Origin of the sequence: Methanobrevibacter sp. (genome assembly GCF_045539575.1) — an archaeon.
In the GTDB taxonomy this organism is placed as follows: domain Archaea; phylum Methanobacteriota; class Methanobacteria; order Methanobacteriales; family Methanobacteriaceae; genus Methanocatella.
Genome location: NZ_JAZQFM010000053.1, coordinates 1 through 21,881, shown reverse-complemented (window position 1 = coordinate 21,881; position 21,881 = coordinate 1). Strand labels below are relative to the sequence as shown.

The window sequence follows — 21,881 nt, the reverse complement described above, 5'->3', positions numbered from 1 at the left end:
GATAAAATGGGTATCCATACTGAATATTCATGTAGTGAATGCGGAATGAAGCTAGTTGACTCTTCAGACATCTTTTGGGTTGATGCAGAAAAGAAAATTCATGTGGATATGCAAACCGTTAGCTCATCCAGAAAAGCTACAGATTCCCTTGCTTCTGGAGGAATTTATAAGTATTATTGCTATAACTGCAATAATTACATTTATAATTTCCATATAACAAGAAAATCAAGATTCATAACAAAAGAAGAGATTATCCAATTGATTGAGAGTCTGGATGACAATCATAAGATAATAGACTTCGACAACAGGTTCCAAAACTGCATCCATTGCCGCCAGGAGATTTCCCTAAGGCAGGAAAAATCATTCGCAATCGATGAAATGGGAGAGTTTTTCATTGACGACTCCCTTTACAGCGAAGACTTTGAAAACAAGAAATTCGATTTTTCCGGAAAATACTATGGATATTTCTGTCCGGACTGTGGAAAGCAAATCAATAAGTTCGTTATATTGGAAAATGATGCAAACTTGGATGATTCATTAATTAAAGAGATTTTACAAGATCATACCAATGATTTAACCGTTTACATTAATGATAGCTATTCAAATTGCCCTATTTGCGGAGATGAGCTCCAGGTATTGGGCGAGTCTTCAATATGTCCGAAATGTAATGTAGGGGTATTGCATATTGAAAGTCAACAGCTGATTGACTAGATATTCCAATTTTTCTTTTTTAATACTTTTTTTAGAGATGTTGAAATCTCTAACTCTTTTATTTTTTCCATATCTGCCCACATCCAGTCTGTGTGCTCATCGCTTATTTTTACCTCTCCCTGAACGTTGTCCAGATACATCATGATTTGAACGGTTCTTTTGTGCATATAATCGTTTTGAATGGCTTCGCAAAAGTCTCCGACATCAGCGTCAAGGTCTGTTTCCTCCTTGATTTCACGGACAAGAGCATCTGCAAAAAACTCTCCCTTTTCCACTTTTCCGCCCGGAAGCTCCCACATTTCAGGGTCGGTTCTGCTTTTTGGATGTCTTTTTACAATTAGAATTTCACCATTATCGTTTTTGACTATTCCACGAACAGTTAATCCATAGGGTTTACTCATTTTAATCACTAATGTTAATTTAGTTATTTTGATTTATATTTTAATCGGAAAAATCCTTTCCTTCAATATTTTTAAATAGATTAAAGCAAATAACTATAAACATAATGTAACTTTTTAGGAGTTTTATTATGGATTTGAATATTAAAGTTAATGATAAAAACCACCTTGACATCGGTGGTGCAGATGCAGTAGACATTGCAGAAGAATTTGGAACTCCAACCTATGTGATTGACGAGAATAGGATTAGGGAAAATTACAATAAATTTTATTCAACTTTTTCTAAATACTATCCTGACTTCAAAGTGTTTTATGCATGTAAAGCAAATACCAACCTTGCAGTAATGAAAATCTTAGAGTCTGAAGGTTGCTGTATTGATGCGGTTTCACCTGGAGAGGTTTACACTTCAAGAATGCTCGGATTTTCAGGTGACAGGATATTGTTCACAGGTAACAACATCACAAACGAAGAATTGAAATTTGTCCACGACCAAGGTGCAGTACTCAACATCGATTCCGTTTCAGCACTCAAAAGATTGGCTAAAATGGTAGATCCTGAAGGACTGAAAATATCATTCAGGGTAAACCCTATGGTTGGTGCAGGTCACCACGACCACTGTATCACTGGTGGGGTAATGAGTAAATTCGGTATCATGGACAATGAGGCTGTTGAAGTCTATACAATGGCTAAAGACCTAGGATTCAATCCAATTGGTATGCATTCCCATATCGGTTCCGGAATCTTAGACCCAGAACCTTTCAAATTAGCAATCGAGTCCACAATGGATATTGCAGGTAAAGTGCACCAGGAAGCTGGAATTGACTTTGAATTCGTTGACTTCGGTGGAGGTGTAGGTGTTCCATACACTCCTGAAGAAAAACTTCTGGACTTGGATAAGTTTGCTGAAGTCAATGTAGGACTCTTCAAAGAAAAACTCGAAGAATTCGACATGGGCAATCCTACAATGTATTTGGAACCTGGAAGATACCTTGTTGCTGATGCAAGCGTACTTTTAGTTACCGTTAACAGCGTAAAACAAAGCTACAGAAAATTCATCGGTGTAGATGCAGGATTCCACACACTTCTAAGGCCGGCAATGTATGACTCATACCACCACATCGTTGATGCAAGCAAAATGGACGCTCCAATGACTCAGGAAGTCGACATCGCAGGTAACGTCTGTGAGTCCGGAGACCTCTTCGCACGTGACAGGCCAATGCCTGATGTGGAAGAAGGTGACGTCTTAGGTATATTGAATGCTGGAGCATACGGATTTACAATGTCTTCAAACTACAATTCAAGACCTCTTGCAGCAGAAGTATTGGTAACTGACGGCAAATGTGAAGTTGTACGTGAAAGACAAACCTTCGAAGACTTATACGCACAGCAAAGAGTTCCACCACACCTTGAATAGGCTGATATTATGGTAGATTTAAAAGGATTAAAATTTTCAAAAATGCACGGAATAGGTAACGATTTCCCAATCATCGATGAATCAAAAGGGGAAGTCATACCTGAAGCGGACAAACCTGAAGCATGCAGAATATTATGCCACAGAAACTTCGGAGTAGGTGGAGACGGCGTATTGTTTGTAGAACCTTCTGAAGTTGCAGACATAGGATACAGAATGTTCAATCCTGACGGAAGCGAAGCTGAAATGTGCGGAAACGGCATAAGATGTTTCGGTGATTTCGTCTACAGAAAAGGCATCTTAAAACAGGAAAAAATGACTGTAGAGACAAGGGCTGGAATAAAAACCATTGAAATCACATTGGAAAATGATGAACCTGTACTGTTCAAGGTAGATATGGGTCTGTCAACATTTAAAACTCCTGAAATTCCAATGACTTCCGATAAGGAAGAATTCTTGGACGGTGAGCTGGAAGTACTGGACACAACATTCAATGTAACTGCAATCAGTGTCGGAAACCCTCACGCAATCATCTTTGTCGATGACGTTGATGATGTAGACATTAACAAATACGGCCCTGCTATCGAAGCACATGAAGTTTTCCCTGAAAAGATCAATGTGCATTTCGTAGAGGTCATTTCCAAAAGTGAAGGCAAAATGATTACCTGGGAAAGGGGTGCCGGCGTAACACTTGCATGCGGTACAGGCGCAACTTCCACAGCTATTTCCGGTTACAAGCTAGGCCTGTTTGATGATGAAATATTGCTTCACTTGCCTGGCGGTGACTTAAACTTTAATGTATATGAAAAAGAAGATGCTCTCGGAGCCTTTATGAAAGGTCCGGCAGAGCTTGTTTTCGATGGAGAATTTTAATTCTCCCCTAATTATTTTTTCTGACAAAACCTGTAACCATCATTAGCAATGCGATTATTATCAGAAGTATTCCCAAATAGGAATATTTTGTTGTTATTGTAAGAAATACGATTGCAATAATTAAGAAGATAACTCCCAGTATAATTGATCTCATTCCACTGTTCATGTATATTTCACCTCTATATTTTGTAAGCGTTAATCAATGTTATGTCTTCAAAGAAAAAATGTTCCTTTGCTTTTATTTCAGCTATAAATCCTAACTCATCCAGCATTGACAATGTCATGTCATTGTCTGAAAATGAAGACTGAATCAGCTGGACAATTCCACCATCATTTAAATGATCTTTCACTCCATTTAAAAATAAATCGATAACTTTTCTACCGTTTAATCCACCGTCAAATGCATAATTTAAATTGCTGTCAATAACTTCATCTTCTTCGGTAGGTAGATATGGAGTATTAAATAAAATTACATCGAACTTTCTATTTTTCACAGGTTCAAACAGATTTCCAAATAAAATTTCAATATTTTCGATATTGTTCGCTTCAAAGTTTTTTCGCGCAAGCTCGCATGCATCAAAGTTGATGTCTGTCACTGTAATCCTGTCGGTTAGCCTTGAGGCATACATCGCAACGATTCCGGATCCTGTTCCGATTTCCAAAACGCTTTGGCCCTCTTTAATTTCAAGATTTTCAGCAAGCAGATAGCTGTCTTCTGCGGGAATATAAACATTATCATCAGTATTTAATATAAAATCCGGCATAATATCTACTCATTTAAGATTGAATTCAACTCTTTAGATAAAAACAGTATTTCTTCAGGCTCAATTGCAATTACCCTTTTCTTTAGATATTCATTAATCTCTTCAGAGTCAATATTGTTGATTTTTTCTTTCATTTCCTTCTTGTCGAGCTTGCATATAATGTGTCTGGAGTCGATTAAGGCGTTTCTGATTTTTTTGTTTCTGTGCTGGAACAGGGCTTTTGTAAAATTGGAATAAACCTTAAAGTCCTCTTGTGAAATCTTATTTTCTTTAGGAGTCAATTTCACAACTGATGAATCAATTTTCGGTTTTGGTATGAAGCTTTCTGAACTGACGTCAGTCATTGTTTCAACATCGCATTTAAAATAAAGCATTGCGGACAATCGTGAGTAGTCCTTGCTTCCCACTGCACCGTTCATCCGTCTGGCAAACTCTTTTTGATACATTAGAATTGCCAAGTCAAAATCATAGTTTAAAAATTTAAAGGTTATTGGTGATGAGATTTGATAAGGTAGATTTGAGACAATCTTGTTGAATTTCGGGAAATCAACATTTAAGGCATCGTCATTTATTAACTCTACATTATCTATATTTTCGTCTTCAAGTCTTTGTTGTAATATTTCAGCTATATTTGAATCCTGTTCGATAGCTATTACTTTTCCAGCTCTTTTGGCAAGTTCAATAGTTAATGTGCCTATCCCAGTTCCTATTTCCAGTACAGTATCTTCTTTGCTGAGATTTGCGAAGTTAATTATCTGGTCTCTTTTATTCCTGTCAATCAAATAATTCTGACCGAGATTTTTGTTTAACTTAATCCCATACTGATTGAGAATGTTTTTTGTTACTTTAGATAGGGATTGGGAAGGTTCACTATTCAAATTATCACTTTATCTTCTAGGTCTTCTTGGAGGTTGTGTAAATATGTAATATTTGTTTTTGCCTCTTCTGACTGTAGATGTGTCAAGTTCTTGTTTTACTCTATTAACAATCATTCCTGCAGGATCAGTCAATGTCGGAAGTCTTTTGGTAATGTCCTCAAAGTTTTCAAATGGTTTTTCTTCCCTTGCTTTGATTATGTCCCACATGTATTTTTTACCGATTCCTGGAATTAACTCCAAGCTGTGAAGCCTTGTGCTTACAGAGTCTGCGGTATTGAAAAATTCAACAAATTTATCTTCATTTGCTTCCACAATGTCTCGAATTGCATATTCCAATTCGATTCTGCTTGTTGCAGTTAAATTTTCAAAATCTAATTTTCCTAATACTCTGTAGATTTTGTCTCTTTTTCCTTTTCCTATATATACGGTATCTTGGATTTCTAAATCTACACCGTTCTTAGGAGCTAATTCTAGTAAAGTGAATTGTTCTGTACCAATAGCTTGAGCAATAGCTTTTCCACCAAATTTGGACATGTCTGATTTGACATACCCTCTACTTAAATAATCAAGTATAACAGCATTTTCTTCTTTTTTTACTGTTGGTGTTCTCTCTTTTTTGTTATTATTATTCATTGTATCACTTCACTATTGTTTTTGTTAAGTCAAAAATTTGACTATAATTCAAACTTATGATTAGTTTTAATTTTTAAGTGTTATAAATATATCTAAAAAAAGACGGCAACATTGCTGTAAAAGTGACAATCAGTTAAAAATATAAAAAAAGAGGAATAGTTAAGTAACTATTCGATAATATCATATTGTTCTAGAAGTTCAAGAATTTTTTCCATTTCTGCCTTGTCGACTTGTTTTGGTTCTTTTGCGAAAATCAATCTTAAGTCGTCCAAGTCTTCAGGAACTAAATCAACAATATGAACAGCGACTTTTGGTCTTAAGTCAAATTCATCTTGGAGTTTTTCAATGATTTCTTCTGCATCTTCAACGGAATATCTTTTGAATCTTGCAAGATGGTTTAAAGTAACATTCTGTTCATAATTTAATTCATTATCCTCAGAAAATTCTTCAAGCACTTTTTTAACTTTGACACCTGGAATAGGCTCGCTTTCAATAACGTTTTTTCCAATCATAAAACTCAGTTTTGTAATTTTAAGTGGTCAGGTCTTACAATTAATTCTTTTGGTTTGTTTCCATCTTTTAAAGCAACTAAGTAAGCTTTACCTTTTTGTCCTACGATTTTACCGGTTTTACCGTGGAATCTAGGAGCAGGTTGACCTTTTTGAATACTTGGGTTAATAGTAATGTGAACTAAGTCTCCTTCTTCGAATCTTTGGAGTCTGTTAGTAATTGGGTTAGTTCTACCTGGTCTTTGTACTTTAGTCATTTTTTTTCTTGATCTACTTTTTAATCCTCTTGATCTTTGCATTATATAACCTCTAATCAGTTCTGTCTGGGTATAAATCTATGTTATCAGCGACCTAGTATTAAAAAAGCCCATAAATACTAGTAACATAGAATGTGAAAATAACAATTACCATCAGTGATATGATAATATTATAATTTTAGTTTAATGGTATTAATATACTTTTAGTTTTTTGGTGAAATTTGTCAGGTTAATGTTTAAAGTGAAAAAAATAAAGGAAAAATATCCCTCAATGTTTTTCTTTTAGTGAGGTGTTCATTGAGTTTTTGAGGAAGGTAACATTCATAGTGTGTTTTTTATCTTTTTTAATGGATTATGGTTTGCTTTTGAAACTAATTTATAAAATAAAAAAAGAAAAGAATAAAACAAAAGTTTTATCCTAAAATTGATTTGATAGTGTCTTGGTCTGCAGCATCGATTTCAATTATTTTGCCGTCGACATTGTAATCAAATGGTACGGCCATCTTTTTCAGTGAGGAATCCATCGTATTTTCCAATTTTCAATGGGTTGGCACCGGATATGTTATTAATATTGCCGTCATTAGCTATGAATACTGCGATAATTTATGTATATTCAGGTTTTCGTGCACGTTGTGCAGAGATTCCCCTTTTTTGTACAATACTGTTAGAAATTCCCTAAATTGCTTAAAAATAGTTCATATGTAATAATTGTATTGATGGTTTTGGTGTTAAAAAAATGGTGTGAAGAAGATAACTGTTTAGTTATCTTCGAATCTTCTTCTGTCAATTAATTCTTGACGTTTACCTGGGTTCCATCCTCCGGATGCAGATTTTGCACGTCCAACTTGTTGTACGTATCCGGTAATTCTGTCATACCATTCTACATCTTCTCTTTCACCGCAGGTAGGGCATGTATTATTTAACCCTTTCATTAAAGTTTTACATTTAAGACAGAAACTTAATGCTGAGCTGTAAGCCCAGAATCCGATATCGGATTTTCTAGCAATTTTGTTGGTTAAGCTCATTAATGAATCCGGATCGGAATATGATTCTCCCATGAATGCATGGAAGATGTGACCACCAGGGGTTATGCTGTGGTATTGTTCTTCAATTTTGATTTTTTCAATTAAGGATAATCCGGTGTCTACTGGCACGTGTGAAGAGTTGGTGTAGTAGTTAGCGTTTCCTTCACCTTGTACGATAGCTTCATCTCCGAATTGTTTTTTATCGAGAGTTGCAAACCTGTATGCAGTTGATTCTGCAGGGGTTTGGATAACAGACCATCTGAGTCCGGTTTCTTCTTTTAATTGGTTAGCTCTATCATTGATGTATTCAATACATTTTACACCGAATTTGTTGGAATCAGGATTTTCGATTCCTGCTCCGAACAATGATGTTAACATTTCGTTAAGTCCAACGAAACCGAAGGATAATGTTGAATTTTCAATTCTGTAGTATGATTCTTCTCCCACTTTCTGTTTTAAGAATGGTAGGATGTGGAAGTCATTTAAACATTTTAATCCTTGTTCTCTTCTGAGCATTAAGGTTTCGACGGCTAAGTCCATGTATTCATCTAAGTATTCGAATACTTGGTTTTCATCTTTGGATTGGTATCCGATTCTTGGTAAGTTTAATGTAACATATGCAAGGTTACCTGTTCTTAAACAGTCTTTATCCCAGTCACCGGTCCATGTGTCTTGTAAACAGGTTCTGCATCCCATGTAGTTTGCCATTTGGCCTCTGTATTCTGGGAACATGTTCACGAAGTAGGATGAACCGTATTTTGCGGACAGTTCGTGAACTAAACGGAGGTCATCTTCGTATTCACTGGTCATTGTTTCAGGTCTTAATGTGTAGATAGTATTTGGGAATAAGTGAGGTTTACCTTCATTGTCTCCTGCAAGCAATGTTTCAGTGAATGCTCTTTGGATTAATCTGGTTTCTTCTTCAAAGTCAGCGTAAGTTCCAACAACTTGACCTTTTGGTCCGTATGCGGTTTCTTCTTTCAAGAAGTCAGGAACTCCGAATTCCAATGCCATACTTGTGAAAGGCACTTGGGATCCTCTTGCTGCATATGCCATATTCAAGTTATATACAAGCATTTGAACTGCTTGTTTGATTTCATCGTAAGTTCTTCCTCTTGCAAATGGTGCAACGAACACGTTCCAGAGAGACATTGACTGTCCACCGGACATGTTTTGTTGTGCTGCAAGCATGATTTCACCAGTGTGGTTCATTAAAGTTTCCATGTGGTTTGGTGCACCTGCAATGGAGGTGTGGTCACCGGTACCGTCAACTTTAAGTCCGTATTTGATGAAGGTTCTTATATCATGCTGAAGACAGTTTAAAGGTCTTCCAGCGAAGAATTCTAAGTCGTGAATGTGAATGTCACCGGACATGTGTGCGTCAGCTAAATGTGCTGGTAACATTTTTAAGAGTGCGTATTGTTTTAATGCTTCGTCCGCTACATGTTTGTGAATACTTTCAGGGTTGTGAATCATGTTTGCGTTGTCCCTGTTACCGTTTTCGATGAGTGAGGTAATGTTGTATACAGGGATACCTAAACGGGTGTAACGGCTTCTTAAGTCTTCTAAACCGTATTCAATCAATTTGGTGTTGACCATTTCCCTGATCATTGGAGCGGTCAAGTATTCAACGTTTAGTTTTTTGAGTTCTTTCCAGGTTTCAGTAGCGATTTCAAAAGCGGTTTCTTGGCTAGCACCGGTTTCTTCAATTAAGGTGTTAGCGATTTTTGATAAGTCGAATGCTTCAATAGTATCTCTTGAAGTACGTACTTTTAATTGGGTACTTGCGAGGTATTTGTTTGCAATTTCCGGGTCGATGTCTTCAAGGCATTCGTGCACGATTTTTTTGATTTCTTTGGTTTTGATTCCATCGTATAACTGAGATACTACGGTAGCTACGATTTTATCAGATTCAAAGAATGGGGTTTCAACCATTACTAATGATTTTAATAGTTTTTCGTAACTGAATCTTTCTTTAATTCCGTTATTTTTTTCTACATTGATTTTAACGGATTCTTTTAAATTATTTCCTAATTCTGATATTTTTTCCATTTTTTTCACACCATTTTTCCTACGTTTTTATAAAAATGAAATTGACGAGAGAGTACTCTCTCAGCTGTATTAACTATATGTTGGGACTTGTATAAATATTGTTCGATTTAATACGAACAAACAAGTTCCATAGTATACGAACATATAATTAATAATTGGTTTTCAAGGTATATAAAATGTTCGTCTTGCAACGAACAATATTATTCCACTCTGAAATTTACTATATTATTGATATATAATAACAAAAGCGCTAGAGCATTTGATGAGTAATGCTCTAGAAGAATACATCTAATGAACTTTGTTTTGACTTGTCACTTTCGAAAAGTGACTTGATACCGAACTCCTGAATCTCAAGGCGCTGTCTCAAGTATGGGGAAATAGGATATCTGTCAATCAGTTCCTGCGAAATCTCAAGATACTTGGTAACTGATCCCTTTGATACGGAAAGAATCAGGTTTCCGCCACATTTTTGACATTTTCCGGTAAGCGGCATTCTTCTGTATTTTGATCCGCACTTGGTGCATCTCACCTTCTGTTTGGAAAATGCCCTTGAGTTACCCATGATGTCAGGAAGGAAATGGGAAGAGAGAACCTTTTCCACAACTCCACGTTGGTCAACAGCCCTGATGGTTTCTGCAAGAGCAATTTGCGCTTCCACTTTTTCTCTCATTGATGGCAAGGTCTTGTAAAGGCAAATTGTCGGTCCCGCATGAATGCTTGTGGTGTGGTGGGAAAACATCAGTCCCTCATACTGCTTAGGTGTTCCCAAATGCATTTCCACGTTGTCAATGTATTCAAGGACTTCAGCAGGCTTGTGAGGAGTGTATGTCTCTTCATAAAACTCAACAGGGAATCTTTCGAATATGTCCAGGTTGTGGGACTCGTCGTCTATCTCCTCAGGGTCAATTCTTGTGGATAAAACTAAAGGAGCGTCCATACTTCCTCCTCTAGTGTTCGGTAAGTATGATTTTGAAAAGTTGATAATCGCATCTAACAATAACATTATCGCATCTTCGTCACTGTCGCAGTTTCTACGTTTTGCGGAGTGGAAATAAGGATGTGCATAACATCCAAGAGCCTTGGTGAATCCGACAATTCTGCCGAGAACTCCCGCTGATGTGTGCGGTGCAAGACCGGCCACCAGATGGCCGATAAGGTCACTTTTCTCTTTAACGTTATAGAACGGTTCCATTCCATAGAATCTTGTAAGCTCATCGTCAATGAACTGCGCTGTTCTTAAAAGATATTCACCGCAGTTGTCTGAAATCACGATGTCCTGAACCCTAAGTTCAATGATTTGGTCTTCGTTTTCGATAGGGTTTCCATAACAGTCCTTTTCATAGCCCATTTCCTTGAGCTTTTCAATGGTAACACCGATTTCCTTCGGAACAAAGTGTGTAAGCGGCAGGTCGGTTGAATCGTGCCTGATAGTTCCGTCTTTAAAGGTGAACACTTCATTTTTGGCTCTCAGTATTCCCTTTTCAAGAGGTTCGGCCAGTTTTGATTCGGAAATCATACCTACAACCCCTTTTACTTCGTCTACCCTTCTTACTTTGACGTTGTCTGATGCCTTCTTAAGCATTGCCGCAAGAGGGATGCTGCCGTTTCTAGGCGGCATGATTTCAGTTGGGCTTCCGCATTTCGGACATAGTGAATTGTTGGAGCTGATTCCACATTCAGGATTTGTACATTTTCTGCTTGCAACTTCCACCTTTATGTTTCCTTTTTTAGCTGCAGTTGCAATCAGCCTTCTTGAGCCTCCATAGTTTCCGATTGGGAACAGTCCGTGTGGTGCAGGTCTCATCAACCTTTCCTTGGATTTTTCAGGCCTACCTACACGGGTACCTATGTATGCAGGGGCCTTGTTTTTGATTTCAACAGGGGAAACCTCATTGACGGCCTCTATTGTGGTGTCCCTTTCAGGCAGTTTCTTGGTCAGGGTGGTTAAAAGCGCATAGGAGTGGTCCTTGTCGATTATGATTTTGCCGTCCCTGACGGTATGTGGAACGCCGATGACTTCAAGAACCCTTTTAGGATATGATAAATCTAAAGTAATTCCCTCATTAGGCTTGTAGGTATTTTTACATTTCATAATCAAATCGATTAGGCTGTTCAAATCGTTAATGGTAACGTCATTGTAGCAGTATGTGTATTTCGGATGAAGCGGAATGTCATATTCCTTTGACAGTTTAAGAGCTTCAACAGCAGGCAGATAGTCGTATTCAAGGCTGTGAAGGTCCAGATCATTGTTGTCTGCATCGAACTTTTCGCTGCGTGTTAACAGTTGTATCCACCATTCCTCAACCCATCCTGAAGGGTATAAAGGCTGGTTGTTCCTTAAGAATTCTCCGAATGCAACGAGCATGTCTCCGAGGAACAGTATTTCAACAACGTCCTTTTTGACTTCACGAGCTTTCTTGACGCTGTTTAGAATCAAAACGTCACCGTTTTTTAGTTTCACTGTTGGCCCTTCGATTGAATCGACCGGAACTACACAGTTACCTTTTCCGGGGTATTCGATTTTAAGCTGGGTTCCCACAGCCAGAAACTCAAGCAGCGCCATTGTTGCAGGATGGACTCCCATTGTTGCAAGTCCTGTGTTCCTTGACCTTCCGTACCTTAATCTGAAAGCGCCTTTCTCTGATGGATATCCCAAAATAGGCCTTCCTCCGATGATATCCTGGATGTATTTTGGTTCGCTTACGATGTCGGACTCTTCTGCCTCATCTCCGGATGATTCCTCTTTTTTAGGTTTTGAATATTCGGTAAGCCATTCCCAGTCAAGACCCAGTTTTTTGGAAATCTTATGGATCTTTTTGGATTTCTGGATTACTCCTTCAACCATCGCAAGCAAAGCTCCACCACGGATGTTGTTTGTCTCAACACGTTCCAGATCCCTGTGAGACACTTCAACCTGGTCGGTCTGTTCACCTGATACTTCCACTGGAATGTGGTTTGCGGCGAATCTCACTTCCTCTGGTGTTGGTGAGTATTGTAAATTTGTAACTTCTGATTCGTAAAGCTCCACTTCTTCCACGTATCTTTCGATTTCATCCTCAATAGGCTTGAACTCGTCAATGCCTATTGCCTGTCTGATTTTATCTCCCAAAAGAACGGCCAATGCAGCAGCTGTACCTCCTGCACTTCTGATAGGTCCTGCAAAATAAACTCCAATATATTTGGTCCCGTCGAAGTTTTCCTTGATTTTAACGTCTGAAATTCCTTCAAGCGGTGCAGCTACAACCCCTTCTGTCAGGATAGCAAGAGCTGTTCTTAAACCCTGGTCGCATCTTTGTTCTTCGCCCCATTCGGCCTTTTCGCCGGTGAGCTCAAATTTTCTGGATGCAATTTCAGCTGCAATTTCAAACGCAACGGACTCCCTGTCCATATCCTTTTCCAATTCCTTAATACGTTTTGCCACACCTTCAGGACCAACAAGCCCTTCTACTCTTTCAGCTAAATCCTTTGCAAGAGGTACTTCTGTTTCTGTTTCAACATCCAGACCTTTAGATCTTGCTTCATTAGCTATCTCGTATAGGTGATGGGTTTCTGCTTCTAATCTATCAAAATAATCCATGGTATCGCCACAAGTTACAAAATTAATTCAGTATAATATAATTAGATTTTCCTAATATTTTAATATTTTCAAGGGTGAAATTTTTACAATTACCAATAGTTAAATAGGTTGTCAAATATAAATTTATAAGTGTATTTAGTAGTTGAACTTTAGATTATTATTGCTATTTTGGTGATTTTAATGTCAAACGATAAACCAATAAATGCCATGTATGGCCAAAAAGTGAAATTAGACTTAGATAAAATTAAAAATAGAAAATCTAAACCTGTAGAAACTGTTGAAGAAGTTCCTGCAGAACCTGTTGTGGAAAATACTCCTGCTGAGCCTGTAGTTGAGGAAGTTGTGGAAGATGTTCCTGAGGAAACTGTTGAGGAAGTTCCTACTGAGCCTGTAGTTGAGGAAGTTGTGGAAGATGTTCCTGAGGAAACTGTTGAGGAAGTTCCTGCTGAGCCTGTAGTTGAAGAGGTTGTGGAAGATGTTCCTGAGGAAACTGTTGAGGAAGTTCCTACTGAGCCTGTAGTTGAAGAGGTTGTGGAAGATGTTCCTGAGGAAACTGTTGAGGAAGTTCCTGCTGAGCCTGTAGTTGAAGAGGTTGTGGAAGAAAAACCTGTTAAGGAAGAAAAATCAAATAAACAAGACTCCAAAAAATTAGATGATTTGAAAAGGAAACTAAAAGAAAAAGATGAAAAATTATCTAATCAGTCAAGTGAACTCAATTACTTAACCAATAAAATCATTCCTAAACTCAAGAAAGAAAATGCAGAGTTAAATGGGCTTAAAAAAGAATTGACTGATGCTTTGGAAAAATCCACCAGGAAATATTTCGATCAATTGGATATCAATGCGGATTTAAGTAACAAAATAGGAAAACTCGGAGCCGAAGGTGCAGTTAATAAAGTGAGAGCAGACAAATTGGAATCCGAAATAGATACTATTAAAGAAGAACTTCAATCCCAAATTGATGAATACAAGGAAAAATTGGCCAATATCAACGTTGATGATGTCAAAAATGAAAACAAACAATTGTCAGCTGAATTAAAAGATGTTAAAGACAAATTGGCTGATTCCAGAAAAGAAAACATAGATCTTTCCGGTGAAGTTGACAAGCTAAGAGCTGAACTCATTGAGCTTGGAAACTATAAGGATGAAGTTGACAGCCAAAACAAAAAAGAAATCGATGGATACAAACAAGAGATTTCTTCACTAAGCACTCAACTCAAACTTAAGGAAAGCAGCTATGACAAACTGTCTAATGAATCCAAAAAAGAGGTTTCCGAATTGCACAATACAATTAGGAAACTCGAAGAGGAATTAGAAAAACAATCCAACAAAGGATTATTCAATAGATTAAGATGATTAAATTCATCTAATTTATTCTTTTTTTTAAAATGACTCAAGATAACTATTTTATGAGTGAGGCCCTAAAAGAGGCTCAAAAGTCCTTAAAAGAAGGTGGAATTCCTATCGGTGCCGTTCTGGTTAAGGACGGTGAGATAATATCAAGGGGACATAACAGACTTATTCAGAATGATTCTGTTGTATTGCATGCCGAGATGGATGCAATCGAAAATGCGGGGCGCCTGAACTATGAGGATTATATCAACTGCACATTGTACACCACATTGTCTCCATGTCCGATGTGCTCCGGTGCGGTGATATTGTATAACATTCCGAGAGTTGTCATAGGGGAGAACACCACACTGATGGGTGCCGAAAACCTTTTGAAATGCAACGATGTTGAAGTTGTCGTTCTCGATGACGTGAGATGTCGTGATTTGTTTTTGGAATTTGCCTGCAACAATTCGGAAATATGGGATGAGGAGCTTGCAAAGGTAGGAAACACTACGGAGGTAAAATAATGGAAATTGTAGTAACAGATGAACGTGACGAAAGATTTATTGACATGTGCAAGTCATTTGGATGTTTTCTTGACGAGCCTCAGGTAGTTTTGCTTTTGATGAATTATAAAAGGACTGTAGGATGCACAAGCTTCAAGGTATATGATGCCGATTCAGCGGAAATCACAACACTATTTTTAAACTCCTATGATGACCGCGAAAGAATTTCATATAAGCTGATAAGACAGCTGGAAAAGATAGCTATGGACTATGAGTTCAAAAGTGTTGTCGTCAGTTTCGACAGCCGTGAAGACATACTGATTGACATATTTGAAAAATTGGACTATCAGTTCGTTGATAGTGAAAATGAGATTCTGCTTAAAAAAGAATTTAAAAGTTTAATTTAAAAAAAGAAAAATTTAAAAGATTAAGCTTCTTGTCTTAATCTTTTTACAACAAAGTCTTTGTCTAAGCTTAACAGGAATGATGCTGCTCTTGGACCTTGTTTTTGACCGAGAATCATTTTATAAATAGCTTGGAATCCTTTTTGTGGTTTTAAACCTTGACTTTCTAGAATTCCATACATTGCATCGTGCAATTCAGCCGCATCTGTAAATTCAGTTGTTTCCATTAAATCTGCCAAACCAGACAAGAATTGGTTTTGCTCATCAGTTAGAGGCAATTTAGGAATGTTTTTCTCCTGCACTTGGAATTTCACGAATTTAGGTGCGTAAGTGTCTAACCAGTAGATTACGTTGTCAACCCTTTCCCTGTATTGGGCCAGTTCCAATTCGGTCAGGTCACCGAACTCCTTGTCCTTAAAGCTTTTGGTCAATTGGGAATTTCTTTTGAGTATGTCAAAGATTTTTTCAAGGTCGTCTCCTGCAATTTGATACGCATTGACCAGGAATCTGAAAGGCGGTCTGAATGGAAGCGGAGCGTCAGGATCCATTTGAACTATTTCGTAGATTTCCTTGAATTTTCTTTTTTCTTTTTCAGATGGAGCTTCAACTTCATCGTAGAATACTTTTTCAACAGTGTCAAATTGGTCAATAAAGTCTAAGAAAGGCATTTTAGGTGAGAAATCTTTTGCTTTCATAGGTTTTGATCTGAATAAGTAATAGTGAAGACTTTCAGCAGGTCCGATTTTCAACCATTCTTCAGGAGCAAAGAAAACGCCATGGGATTTACTCATAGCTTCACCGTCAAGTGTAATCCATTCGTATGGCACTGGGTAAGGTGCAGGATAGTCAAATATCTCTTCAGAGATGACGCTACTTACATCGTATGATCCTCCACTTGCAGCATGGTCTTTTCCGAACGGTTCGCAGGTGGTTCCGAATATTTTCCATCTTGCTGCCCATTCAACTCTCCAGGTAAGTTTACCGTTTCCGGATTTGATGTCCATTTCGCCTTCGTGGCCACATTCACATCTGTATTTTACAATGTCGCCGTCGTAATCGTAAGCCTGTGTAGTGTTTACTCTGCCACATTCTTCACATATCGGGTTGTATGGCAACCAGTCATCCGCTAACGGTTCTCTTCTGTATTGGTTGAAGATTTCTTTGATTCTTTCAACCTTTTCAAATGAGGTTCTTATGTAATCGTCATAGACTCCGGACTTGTACATTTCAAAACCGGATTTTGTTTCCATTTCTATTCCATAGTCATCCATCACTGAAAGTAGAGGTTTTTCAAAGTGCTCTACAAAGTTTGCGCAGCATCCGTCAGGACATGGAATCATTGAGTATGGCATTCCTAAGTATTTGTCATAGGATTCAGGTAAAGGATATGGGACTTTTCTGAGAGGGTCGTGGTCATCTGCAATCCAGATGGTTTTTGCTTTCTTTCCTTTTTCTCTTAATTTCTTTCCAATCCCATTAGCTACAAATATGTCGCAAGAGTTTCCAATGTGTATTGAACCTGAAATGGAGGTTCCGCTTGCAATGACATGTTCTTCTACATCCATTTTGCTTAATTCATCAGCTATGTTTTCAATCCAATGTGTCATCTATATTCACCATTTTAATAAAAAGATTATCATAAAATCAGTATACAATTATTTTTGTTTCTATTACTATAAAAAGATTAGTTTAAATATTATTAGACTGATAAAAAAAGAAAAAAAGTAGTGAGAAAATTCCTCACTTATTTAATTGTTATTGTTACTTTTTTGCTTGCGCTTTCGTATGTGTTGTCTCCTGCAAAATTGACAACGCTTTGGAACTTGCCCTTCTTAGTCAGCTTAATGCTGAATGTGGCTTGTCCTTTAGCGTTGATTTTTGAGGTATATGTTTTGCCGTTTATTTTCAGGGTTACTTTTTTACCTGCACTGAGGTAGGTTTTTCCGTCTGCGGAGGATCCTTTGATGGTTTTTAAAGTAACTGTATATTTTTTGGTTTTTGCAGTTGCCTTGTATGATTTTGCGGAGGCAGATATTGTGATTGGCTTTTTGACTACATTAATCATTGCGGAAGCGAATGTTGCATTGTATGTTGTGTTTCCAAGATAGCATGGGGCGCATGTGTAGTAGTTTGCATCCTGCAGGTTGATTTGAAGGTGCGCTACACCGTTTGCATCAGTGGTCTTGTTGTGAACCCAACCGTTAATACCAAATAGAACGCTTTGATTTGCAAGAGGATTTCCGTTTGAATCAGTTAAAAGCACATCAAACATCGCTCCCCTTTCACCAGCCTTGTAGTCAACAGCGTAAACTTCCAATCTGTAGCCGTTGGTTACATTAAATTGAGTAGCCAACATTTCAGGAGATGCATTGTTTAATCTGATTGATGTGGATGCTGCAAGATATGTGTCGTTACCGGCATAGCTGATTGCAATCAGTTCTCCGTTCATGCCTGCAATGGTAAATGAACCGTCCACTCCTGTTTTTGTGCTGTTTGACATGCTTCCGATTGAATAATTCACTGTTGCATTTGAAATTGGATTGCCGTCGGCATCAAGCAGTGCTGCTGTAATGTTCATGTCCTCCATTATGGTAATGTTTGCAAATTCGGTTACAATGTAATTCGCTACAGTGAAATTTGCGATGCTGTAAGCTGGGGTTCGGCTTTCATCGCCTTCGTAGATTACTACAATGCCATGGCTGCCCGCACTTGCTTTTCCTATATCAACAGTTGCAGTACCATTTTCATCCAATGGGACAACATGTTTTTCGCCGTCAGCAATGACTTGTATATTTCCTGTTGCATTTGGAATGTTGATTTCAACAATGACAGGTTCATTTATTTTTATTTCACCAATTTTTACGCTGATTTCAGTTTTCTGTTTATCAACTCTGAATGATTTGGAAGCGGTTGATTTGAGATAATTTTCATCTCCATAATACACCGCTGAGATGCTGTGCAATCCCACAGGAATGCTGTTTAATTGAATGTCTGCAGATCCATTTTCAAGTGTCAATAATTTTTCATCACCGTCTATGAAAACGGAGATGTTTCCGGTTGCATTTTTAATGTTTATGTATATGTTGATTGTGTCTCCGGTTTTTATTTCTTCAGGTGTTGTGATTGTTATTGTTGTGTTTTGTTTTTCCGGTTGGGGTATGATTTCTTCAGCTATTTCGATGTTTACGGTATTGTGTGCAGGATTGTATGTTTCATCGCCGTAGTATATTGCTGTGATTGTGTGTTTTCCTGCAGTAATGTTTTCCACAAGAAGTTTTCCTGAGCCGTTTTCCAGGGTCAATGAGTTTTCATCACCGTCAAAGATGATTGTGACGTTTCCGGTTGCATTTGCAATGTTCACGTTTATGTTGATTGTGTCTCCGGTTTTTATTTCTTCAGGTGTTGTGATTGTTATTGTTGTGTTTTGTTTTTCAGGTTGAGGTGTGATTTTTTCAGCTATTTCTAGGTTTGCGGTATTGTGCGCTGGATTGTAGGTTTCGTCACCGTAGTATATTGCAGTGATGGTATGGTTTCCTTCTGTAATATTTTCCATGTTTATATTTGCAATGCCGTTTTCAAGTGTTTTAGTTGTTTCAAGGCCGTCAAGAATTATAGTGACGTTTCCTGTTGCATTCAATACACTCACATTGACTAAAACTGAAGCACTCGCTTTAATGTCGTCAGGAATTTCAATGACTATGGTAGGATTCTTTTTAGGCTCCACGGCCTCTTCTTCTACAGTAAATGTGTAGGTTTCAAAACCTTTTTTGTAATTGTCTGTTTCGCTGCTTTCGGCAGTGACTGTATAGACTCCGGATGTCTTTATCTCATAATCTCCAGTGACATTAACGCCATTAATTTCAACGGTAATTTCGCCGTCGCTTTCACTTTCCACATTAACGGAAATGACGTCTCCAATTTTTACATTGTCGATTGAGGTTATGCTGATTGAAGGCTCTTTTTTGGTCACTTCAAACACTTTAAAGTAAGTTTCGGATTTATAGTTTTCATTTTCAGGGGCAACAACGGTAATGTTGTAGATTCCTGATGTTAATGTCATGTTTTTGCCGGTGAAGAGTTCATCATTGATGTATACTGTTAATTCAGCATCACTATCGGCGCTAACGTTGACATTAATTTCATCTCCAGATTCAATCCTTTCCGGAAGAATGACCTTGATGTTTGCAGGAAGCTTATCGCTTACGACAACAGTTGCACTGCCTGAGCTTTGCTTGTAGCTGTCATCTCCAAGGTATGTTGCGGTAATGTCATATGTGCCAGCTCTTTCAAATTCAACGGTTGTGCTGTTTGAATCTGTTAGGTTGATGGCATATTTGTTTCCGTTAATGTCAATCATAACAATTCCTGTTGCGCCTTCGCTGACGTTTACGCTGACTGTTACATTTTCACCAATTTTGCTGTCTGTTGCGTTTACTGTAATTGAACTGTTCAGTTTATCAATGCTAAAACTTGTTTGGGCACTTGCAAATCCGTAGTTGTCGTTTCCATGGTAGATTGCTGTTACAAAATAATCTCCAGGAGCGATATTTCTGATGACGTATTTTGCATTTCCGTTTTTATCAAGAGTGAGTATTTCCTCCCTGCCGTTTAAAATGACGCTGACTTTTCCAGTTGCGTTAAAGACATTGATGTTAATGACGGCATTTTCACCGGCTGCGGAATATTCCGCTGTCAGGTTGACGGAGGTGATTTCCCTTTCGATGGTTATCTCTTTTGTCTGGCTTGCTTTTTCATAGTTTGCATCGTCAAATGATATATCAATTGAATGTGTACCTTTTTTAAGGCTGTTCAGTGCTATATTCATTTCCCCTGTAATGTTTTCATCTAACAGGAATGTTTCGCCGTCTATGGTAATGTTGATTTTTCCGGATATCTTCTTGTTTTTGAGGTCAGCCACATTGATTTTTAAAGTTTTTGTGTTGTATGCCTCATCAAGTATTTCTGAAGTTAAAATCATGGGGGCCTTGTTTACGACGAAATCCACTGCATAGTTTTCGAATTCATAAGTTCCTCCAATGTTGTTTCCAAAAACAATCCAGGCAGTATAGTTTCCCACAGGCAAGTCATTGAACTGTGTTGTCAGTGACCCTTTCCTTACATAAATGGAACCGTAGGGATGTGCAGGCCCTACAAGCTGAAAACCGCCATATGCTGATACGGGGTTTCCGTCAACATCACTTAAATTTGTAATTTTAAGGATTGCCGGATTTCCATAGGTGGTGTTTTCAACGACAACATTGGCCGTAACCTTTCTGGATTTCTCAATTACAATTGTTGCATCGGTGTTGGTCACGGATTCATATCTGTCGGTGCCGTTGAACTTGACTGTGACAGGATATGATCCGGTTTCCAGATTTGGAATTGTCAGTCTTCCATCTCCATTGGTTATAGCTATTGGGTAAGTGGTGTTGTCAATTGTTGCCTGGACTTCACCGTCAATTCCGGCATCTCTTTCGCTCAATCTGACGGTTATGGTTGCATCAGCTCCGTATTTATAGGATTCTGCTGTTGGCTTGACAGTCAGGTTAGGTGTTATTTTCTCTTCATCACTTAATGGTGAAGAATCCTCAGGACTGTTTTTAATGGGTTCGCCCATCTCAATTTCGTCAATTTCTTCAAATTCCAAATTCAAATCATTTGTAGAATTGTCCGCTGCGCTTGCAACTCCCAAAGTGATTGCTGCTAGTAAAACTATGCTTATACATAAAAATATTTTCGACCTCATTCTATCCACTATATTTCATGATTATTAAAAACTAATTGAATATTAATAAAATATAGTAGATTATATTACTTAAATAATGGCTATTTAAAATTAGTGGGGGTTAGTTAACAGTGACGTTAACTAAACCTTGATGTTTCCTAAAATCTTGTCGATGGCATCCAGGAAATCCTTTGAGATGACTTCCTTTCTCTCGGACCTTATTGCAAACATTCCGGCTTCAGTGCACACGGCCTTCAAGTCTGCACCGGAAAATCCTTCTGTAATTTCGCTTATTTCATTAAAATCGATGTTTTCGGCAAGTTTCATCCTTGAAGTGTGTATCCTGAAAATTTTTTCCCTGCTTTCTTTCACAGGATTTGGAACCTCGATTGTCCTGTCAAACCTTCCGGGCCTTAAAAGTGCCTCATCAAGAATGTCAGGTCTGTTGGTTGCACCGATAATTCCGACATCTCCTCTTGACTCGAAACCGTCGAGCTCAGCCAACAGCTGCATCAATGTTCTTTGCACTTCCCTGTCGGCTCCTTCACTGCTGCTTACTCTTTTTGTTCCAATAGCATCAATCTCGTCTATGAATATGATTGCAGGGCTTTTTTCCTTTGCAAGGTCAAAGACGTCACGGACAATCCTTGAACCTTCACCGAGATATTTGTTCACGAATTCAGAAGCCACAATTTTAATGAATGTTGCGTTGGTTTCATTGGCAACTGCCTTTGCAAGGAGTGTCTTACCTGTTCCGGGAGGTCCGTAAAGCAGAATTCCCTTTGGCGGATCAATACCGATTTCTTCAAATATTTCAGGATTTTT

At 38.0% G+C, this 21,881-nt stretch carries 18 protein-coding genes; 6 read left to right on the top strand and 12 right to left on the bottom strand.

The window, feature by feature from the left end; all coding sequences use genetic code 11:
- The first annotated feature begins 6 nt into the window (after positions 1 to 6).
- A complete protein-coding gene (locus ACKI30_RS06635; protein ID WP_407410963.1) occupies positions 7 to 711 on the top strand; it encodes a hypothetical protein in 705 nt (234 codons plus the stop codon).
- On the opposite strand, the gene ACKI30_RS06630 is transcribed toward ACKI30_RS06635, so the two are convergent.
- Positions 708 to 1,112, bottom strand: coding sequence for an NUDIX hydrolase (locus tag ACKI30_RS06630; RefSeq protein WP_407410961.1), 405 nt, complete (start codon positions 1,110 to 1,112; stop codon positions 708 to 710). The two genes, ACKI30_RS06635 and ACKI30_RS06630, sit on opposite strands and share 4 nt — an antisense overlap.
- Before the next feature lie 128 nt (positions 1,113 to 1,240).
- Between ACKI30_RS06630 and lysA the strand changes: the two genes are divergently transcribed.
- Together lysA and dapF are read left to right on the top strand one after the other, a co-directional pair.
- Positions 1,241 to 2,524 (top strand): diaminopimelate decarboxylase, encoded by a 1,284-nt coding sequence (lysA, locus tag ACKI30_RS06625; RefSeq protein WP_292741159.1) that lies wholly within the window; start codon positions 1,241 to 1,243, stop codon positions 2,522 to 2,524.
- Between the two features lie 9 nt (positions 2,525 to 2,533).
- Entirely contained in the window at positions 2,534 to 3,394 is an 861-nt protein-coding gene (gene dapF / locus ACKI30_RS06620) for a diaminopimelate epimerase (RefSeq protein ID WP_407410959.1), read from the top strand.
- Positions 3,395 to 3,401: 7 nt separating this feature from the next.
- On the opposite strand, the gene ACKI30_RS06615 is transcribed toward dapF, so the two are convergent.
- The 8 genes from ACKI30_RS06615 to polC form a co-directional block, all read right to left on the bottom strand.
- Positions 3,402 to 3,560 (bottom strand): hypothetical protein, encoded by a 159-nt coding sequence (locus ACKI30_RS06615; protein WP_407410957.1) that lies wholly within the window; start codon positions 3,558 to 3,560, stop codon positions 3,402 to 3,404.
- Between the two features lie 13 nt (positions 3,561 to 3,573).
- Positions 3,574 to 4,158, bottom strand: coding sequence for a HemK2/MTQ2 family protein methyltransferase (locus ACKI30_RS06610; RefSeq protein ID WP_407410955.1), 585 nt, complete (start codon positions 4,156 to 4,158; stop codon positions 3,574 to 3,576).
- A 5-nt stretch (positions 4,159 to 4,163) separates the two neighbouring features.
- On the bottom strand, positions 4,164 to 5,036 hold the full coding sequence (gene rsmA, locus ACKI30_RS06605) for a 16S rRNA (adenine(1518)-N(6)/adenine(1519)-N(6))-dimethyltransferase RsmA (RefSeq protein ID WP_407410954.1): 873 nt from the start codon (positions 5,034 to 5,036) through the stop codon (positions 4,164 to 4,166).
- Between the two features lie 9 nt (positions 5,037 to 5,045).
- Positions 5,046 to 5,669, bottom strand: a complete 624-nt coding sequence (locus tag ACKI30_RS06600) for a DUF655 domain-containing protein (RefSeq protein ID WP_407410953.1) — start codon at positions 5,667 to 5,669, stop codon at positions 5,046 to 5,048.
- 167 nt (positions 5,670 to 5,836) lie between these two features.
- Positions 5,837 to 6,181: an RNA polymerase Rpb4 family protein gene (locus ACKI30_RS06595; protein WP_407410951.1), complete on the bottom strand. Its 345-nt coding sequence runs from the start codon at positions 6,179 to 6,181 to the stop codon at positions 5,837 to 5,839.
- 5 nt (positions 6,182 to 6,186) lie between these two features.
- Complete coding sequence (locus tag ACKI30_RS06590; protein ID WP_292802184.1) at positions 6,187 to 6,477, bottom strand: 50S ribosomal protein L21e; 291 nt, start codon at positions 6,475 to 6,477, stop codon at positions 6,187 to 6,189.
- Between the two features lie 716 nt (positions 6,478 to 7,193).
- Positions 7,194 to 9,512, bottom strand: a complete 2,319-nt coding sequence (gene nrdD, locus ACKI30_RS06585) for an anaerobic ribonucleoside-triphosphate reductase (RefSeq protein ID WP_407410949.1) — start codon at positions 9,510 to 9,512, stop codon at positions 7,194 to 7,196.
- A gap of 274 nt (positions 9,513 to 9,786) precedes the next feature.
- On the bottom strand, positions 9,787 to 13,089 hold the full coding sequence (polC, locus tag ACKI30_RS06580) for a DNA polymerase II large subunit (protein ID WP_407410947.1): 3,303 nt from the start codon (positions 13,087 to 13,089) through the stop codon (positions 9,787 to 9,789).
- Positions 13,090 to 13,269: 180 nt separating this feature from the next.
- Between polC and ACKI30_RS06575 the strand changes: the two genes are divergently transcribed.
- From ACKI30_RS06575 to ACKI30_RS06565, 3 genes are read left to right on the top strand one after another with little or no spacing between them, the layout of a single operon-like run.
- Complete coding sequence (locus tag ACKI30_RS06575; protein ID WP_407410945.1) at positions 13,270 to 14,445, top strand: hypothetical protein; 1,176 nt, start codon at positions 13,270 to 13,272, stop codon at positions 14,443 to 14,445.
- Positions 14,446 to 14,477: 32 nt separating this feature from the next.
- Positions 14,478 to 14,948: a nucleoside deaminase gene (locus ACKI30_RS06570; protein ID WP_407410944.1), complete on the top strand. Its 471-nt coding sequence runs from the start codon at positions 14,478 to 14,480 to the stop codon at positions 14,946 to 14,948.
- Positions 14,948 to 15,334 (top strand): hypothetical protein, encoded by a 387-nt coding sequence (locus tag ACKI30_RS06565; RefSeq protein ID WP_407410942.1) that lies wholly within the window; start codon positions 14,948 to 14,950, stop codon positions 15,332 to 15,334. Before ACKI30_RS06570 ends, ACKI30_RS06565 begins: the two co-directional genes overlap by 1 nt.
- Before the next feature lie 20 nt (positions 15,335 to 15,354).
- Here ACKI30_RS06565 and lysS read toward each other — a convergent pair whose 3' ends face one another.
- The 3 genes from lysS to ACKI30_RS06550 form a co-directional block, all read right to left on the bottom strand.
- Positions 15,355 to 16,938 carry a lysine--tRNA ligase gene (gene lysS, locus ACKI30_RS06560; protein WP_407410940.1) on the bottom strand — a complete coding sequence of 528 codons (1,584 nt, stop codon included), beginning with the start codon at positions 16,936 to 16,938 and terminating at the stop codon, positions 15,355 to 15,357.
- A gap of 137 nt (positions 16,939 to 17,075) precedes the next feature.
- Entirely contained in the window at positions 17,076 to 21,077 is a 4,002-nt protein-coding gene (locus ACKI30_RS06555) for an Ig-like domain repeat protein (RefSeq protein WP_407410938.1), read from the bottom strand.
- Positions 21,078 to 21,197: 120 nt separating this feature from the next.
- The coding region (locus tag ACKI30_RS06550; RefSeq protein ID WP_407410936.1) for an AAA family ATPase at positions 21,198 to 21,881 on the bottom strand (684 nt) is incomplete at its 5' end.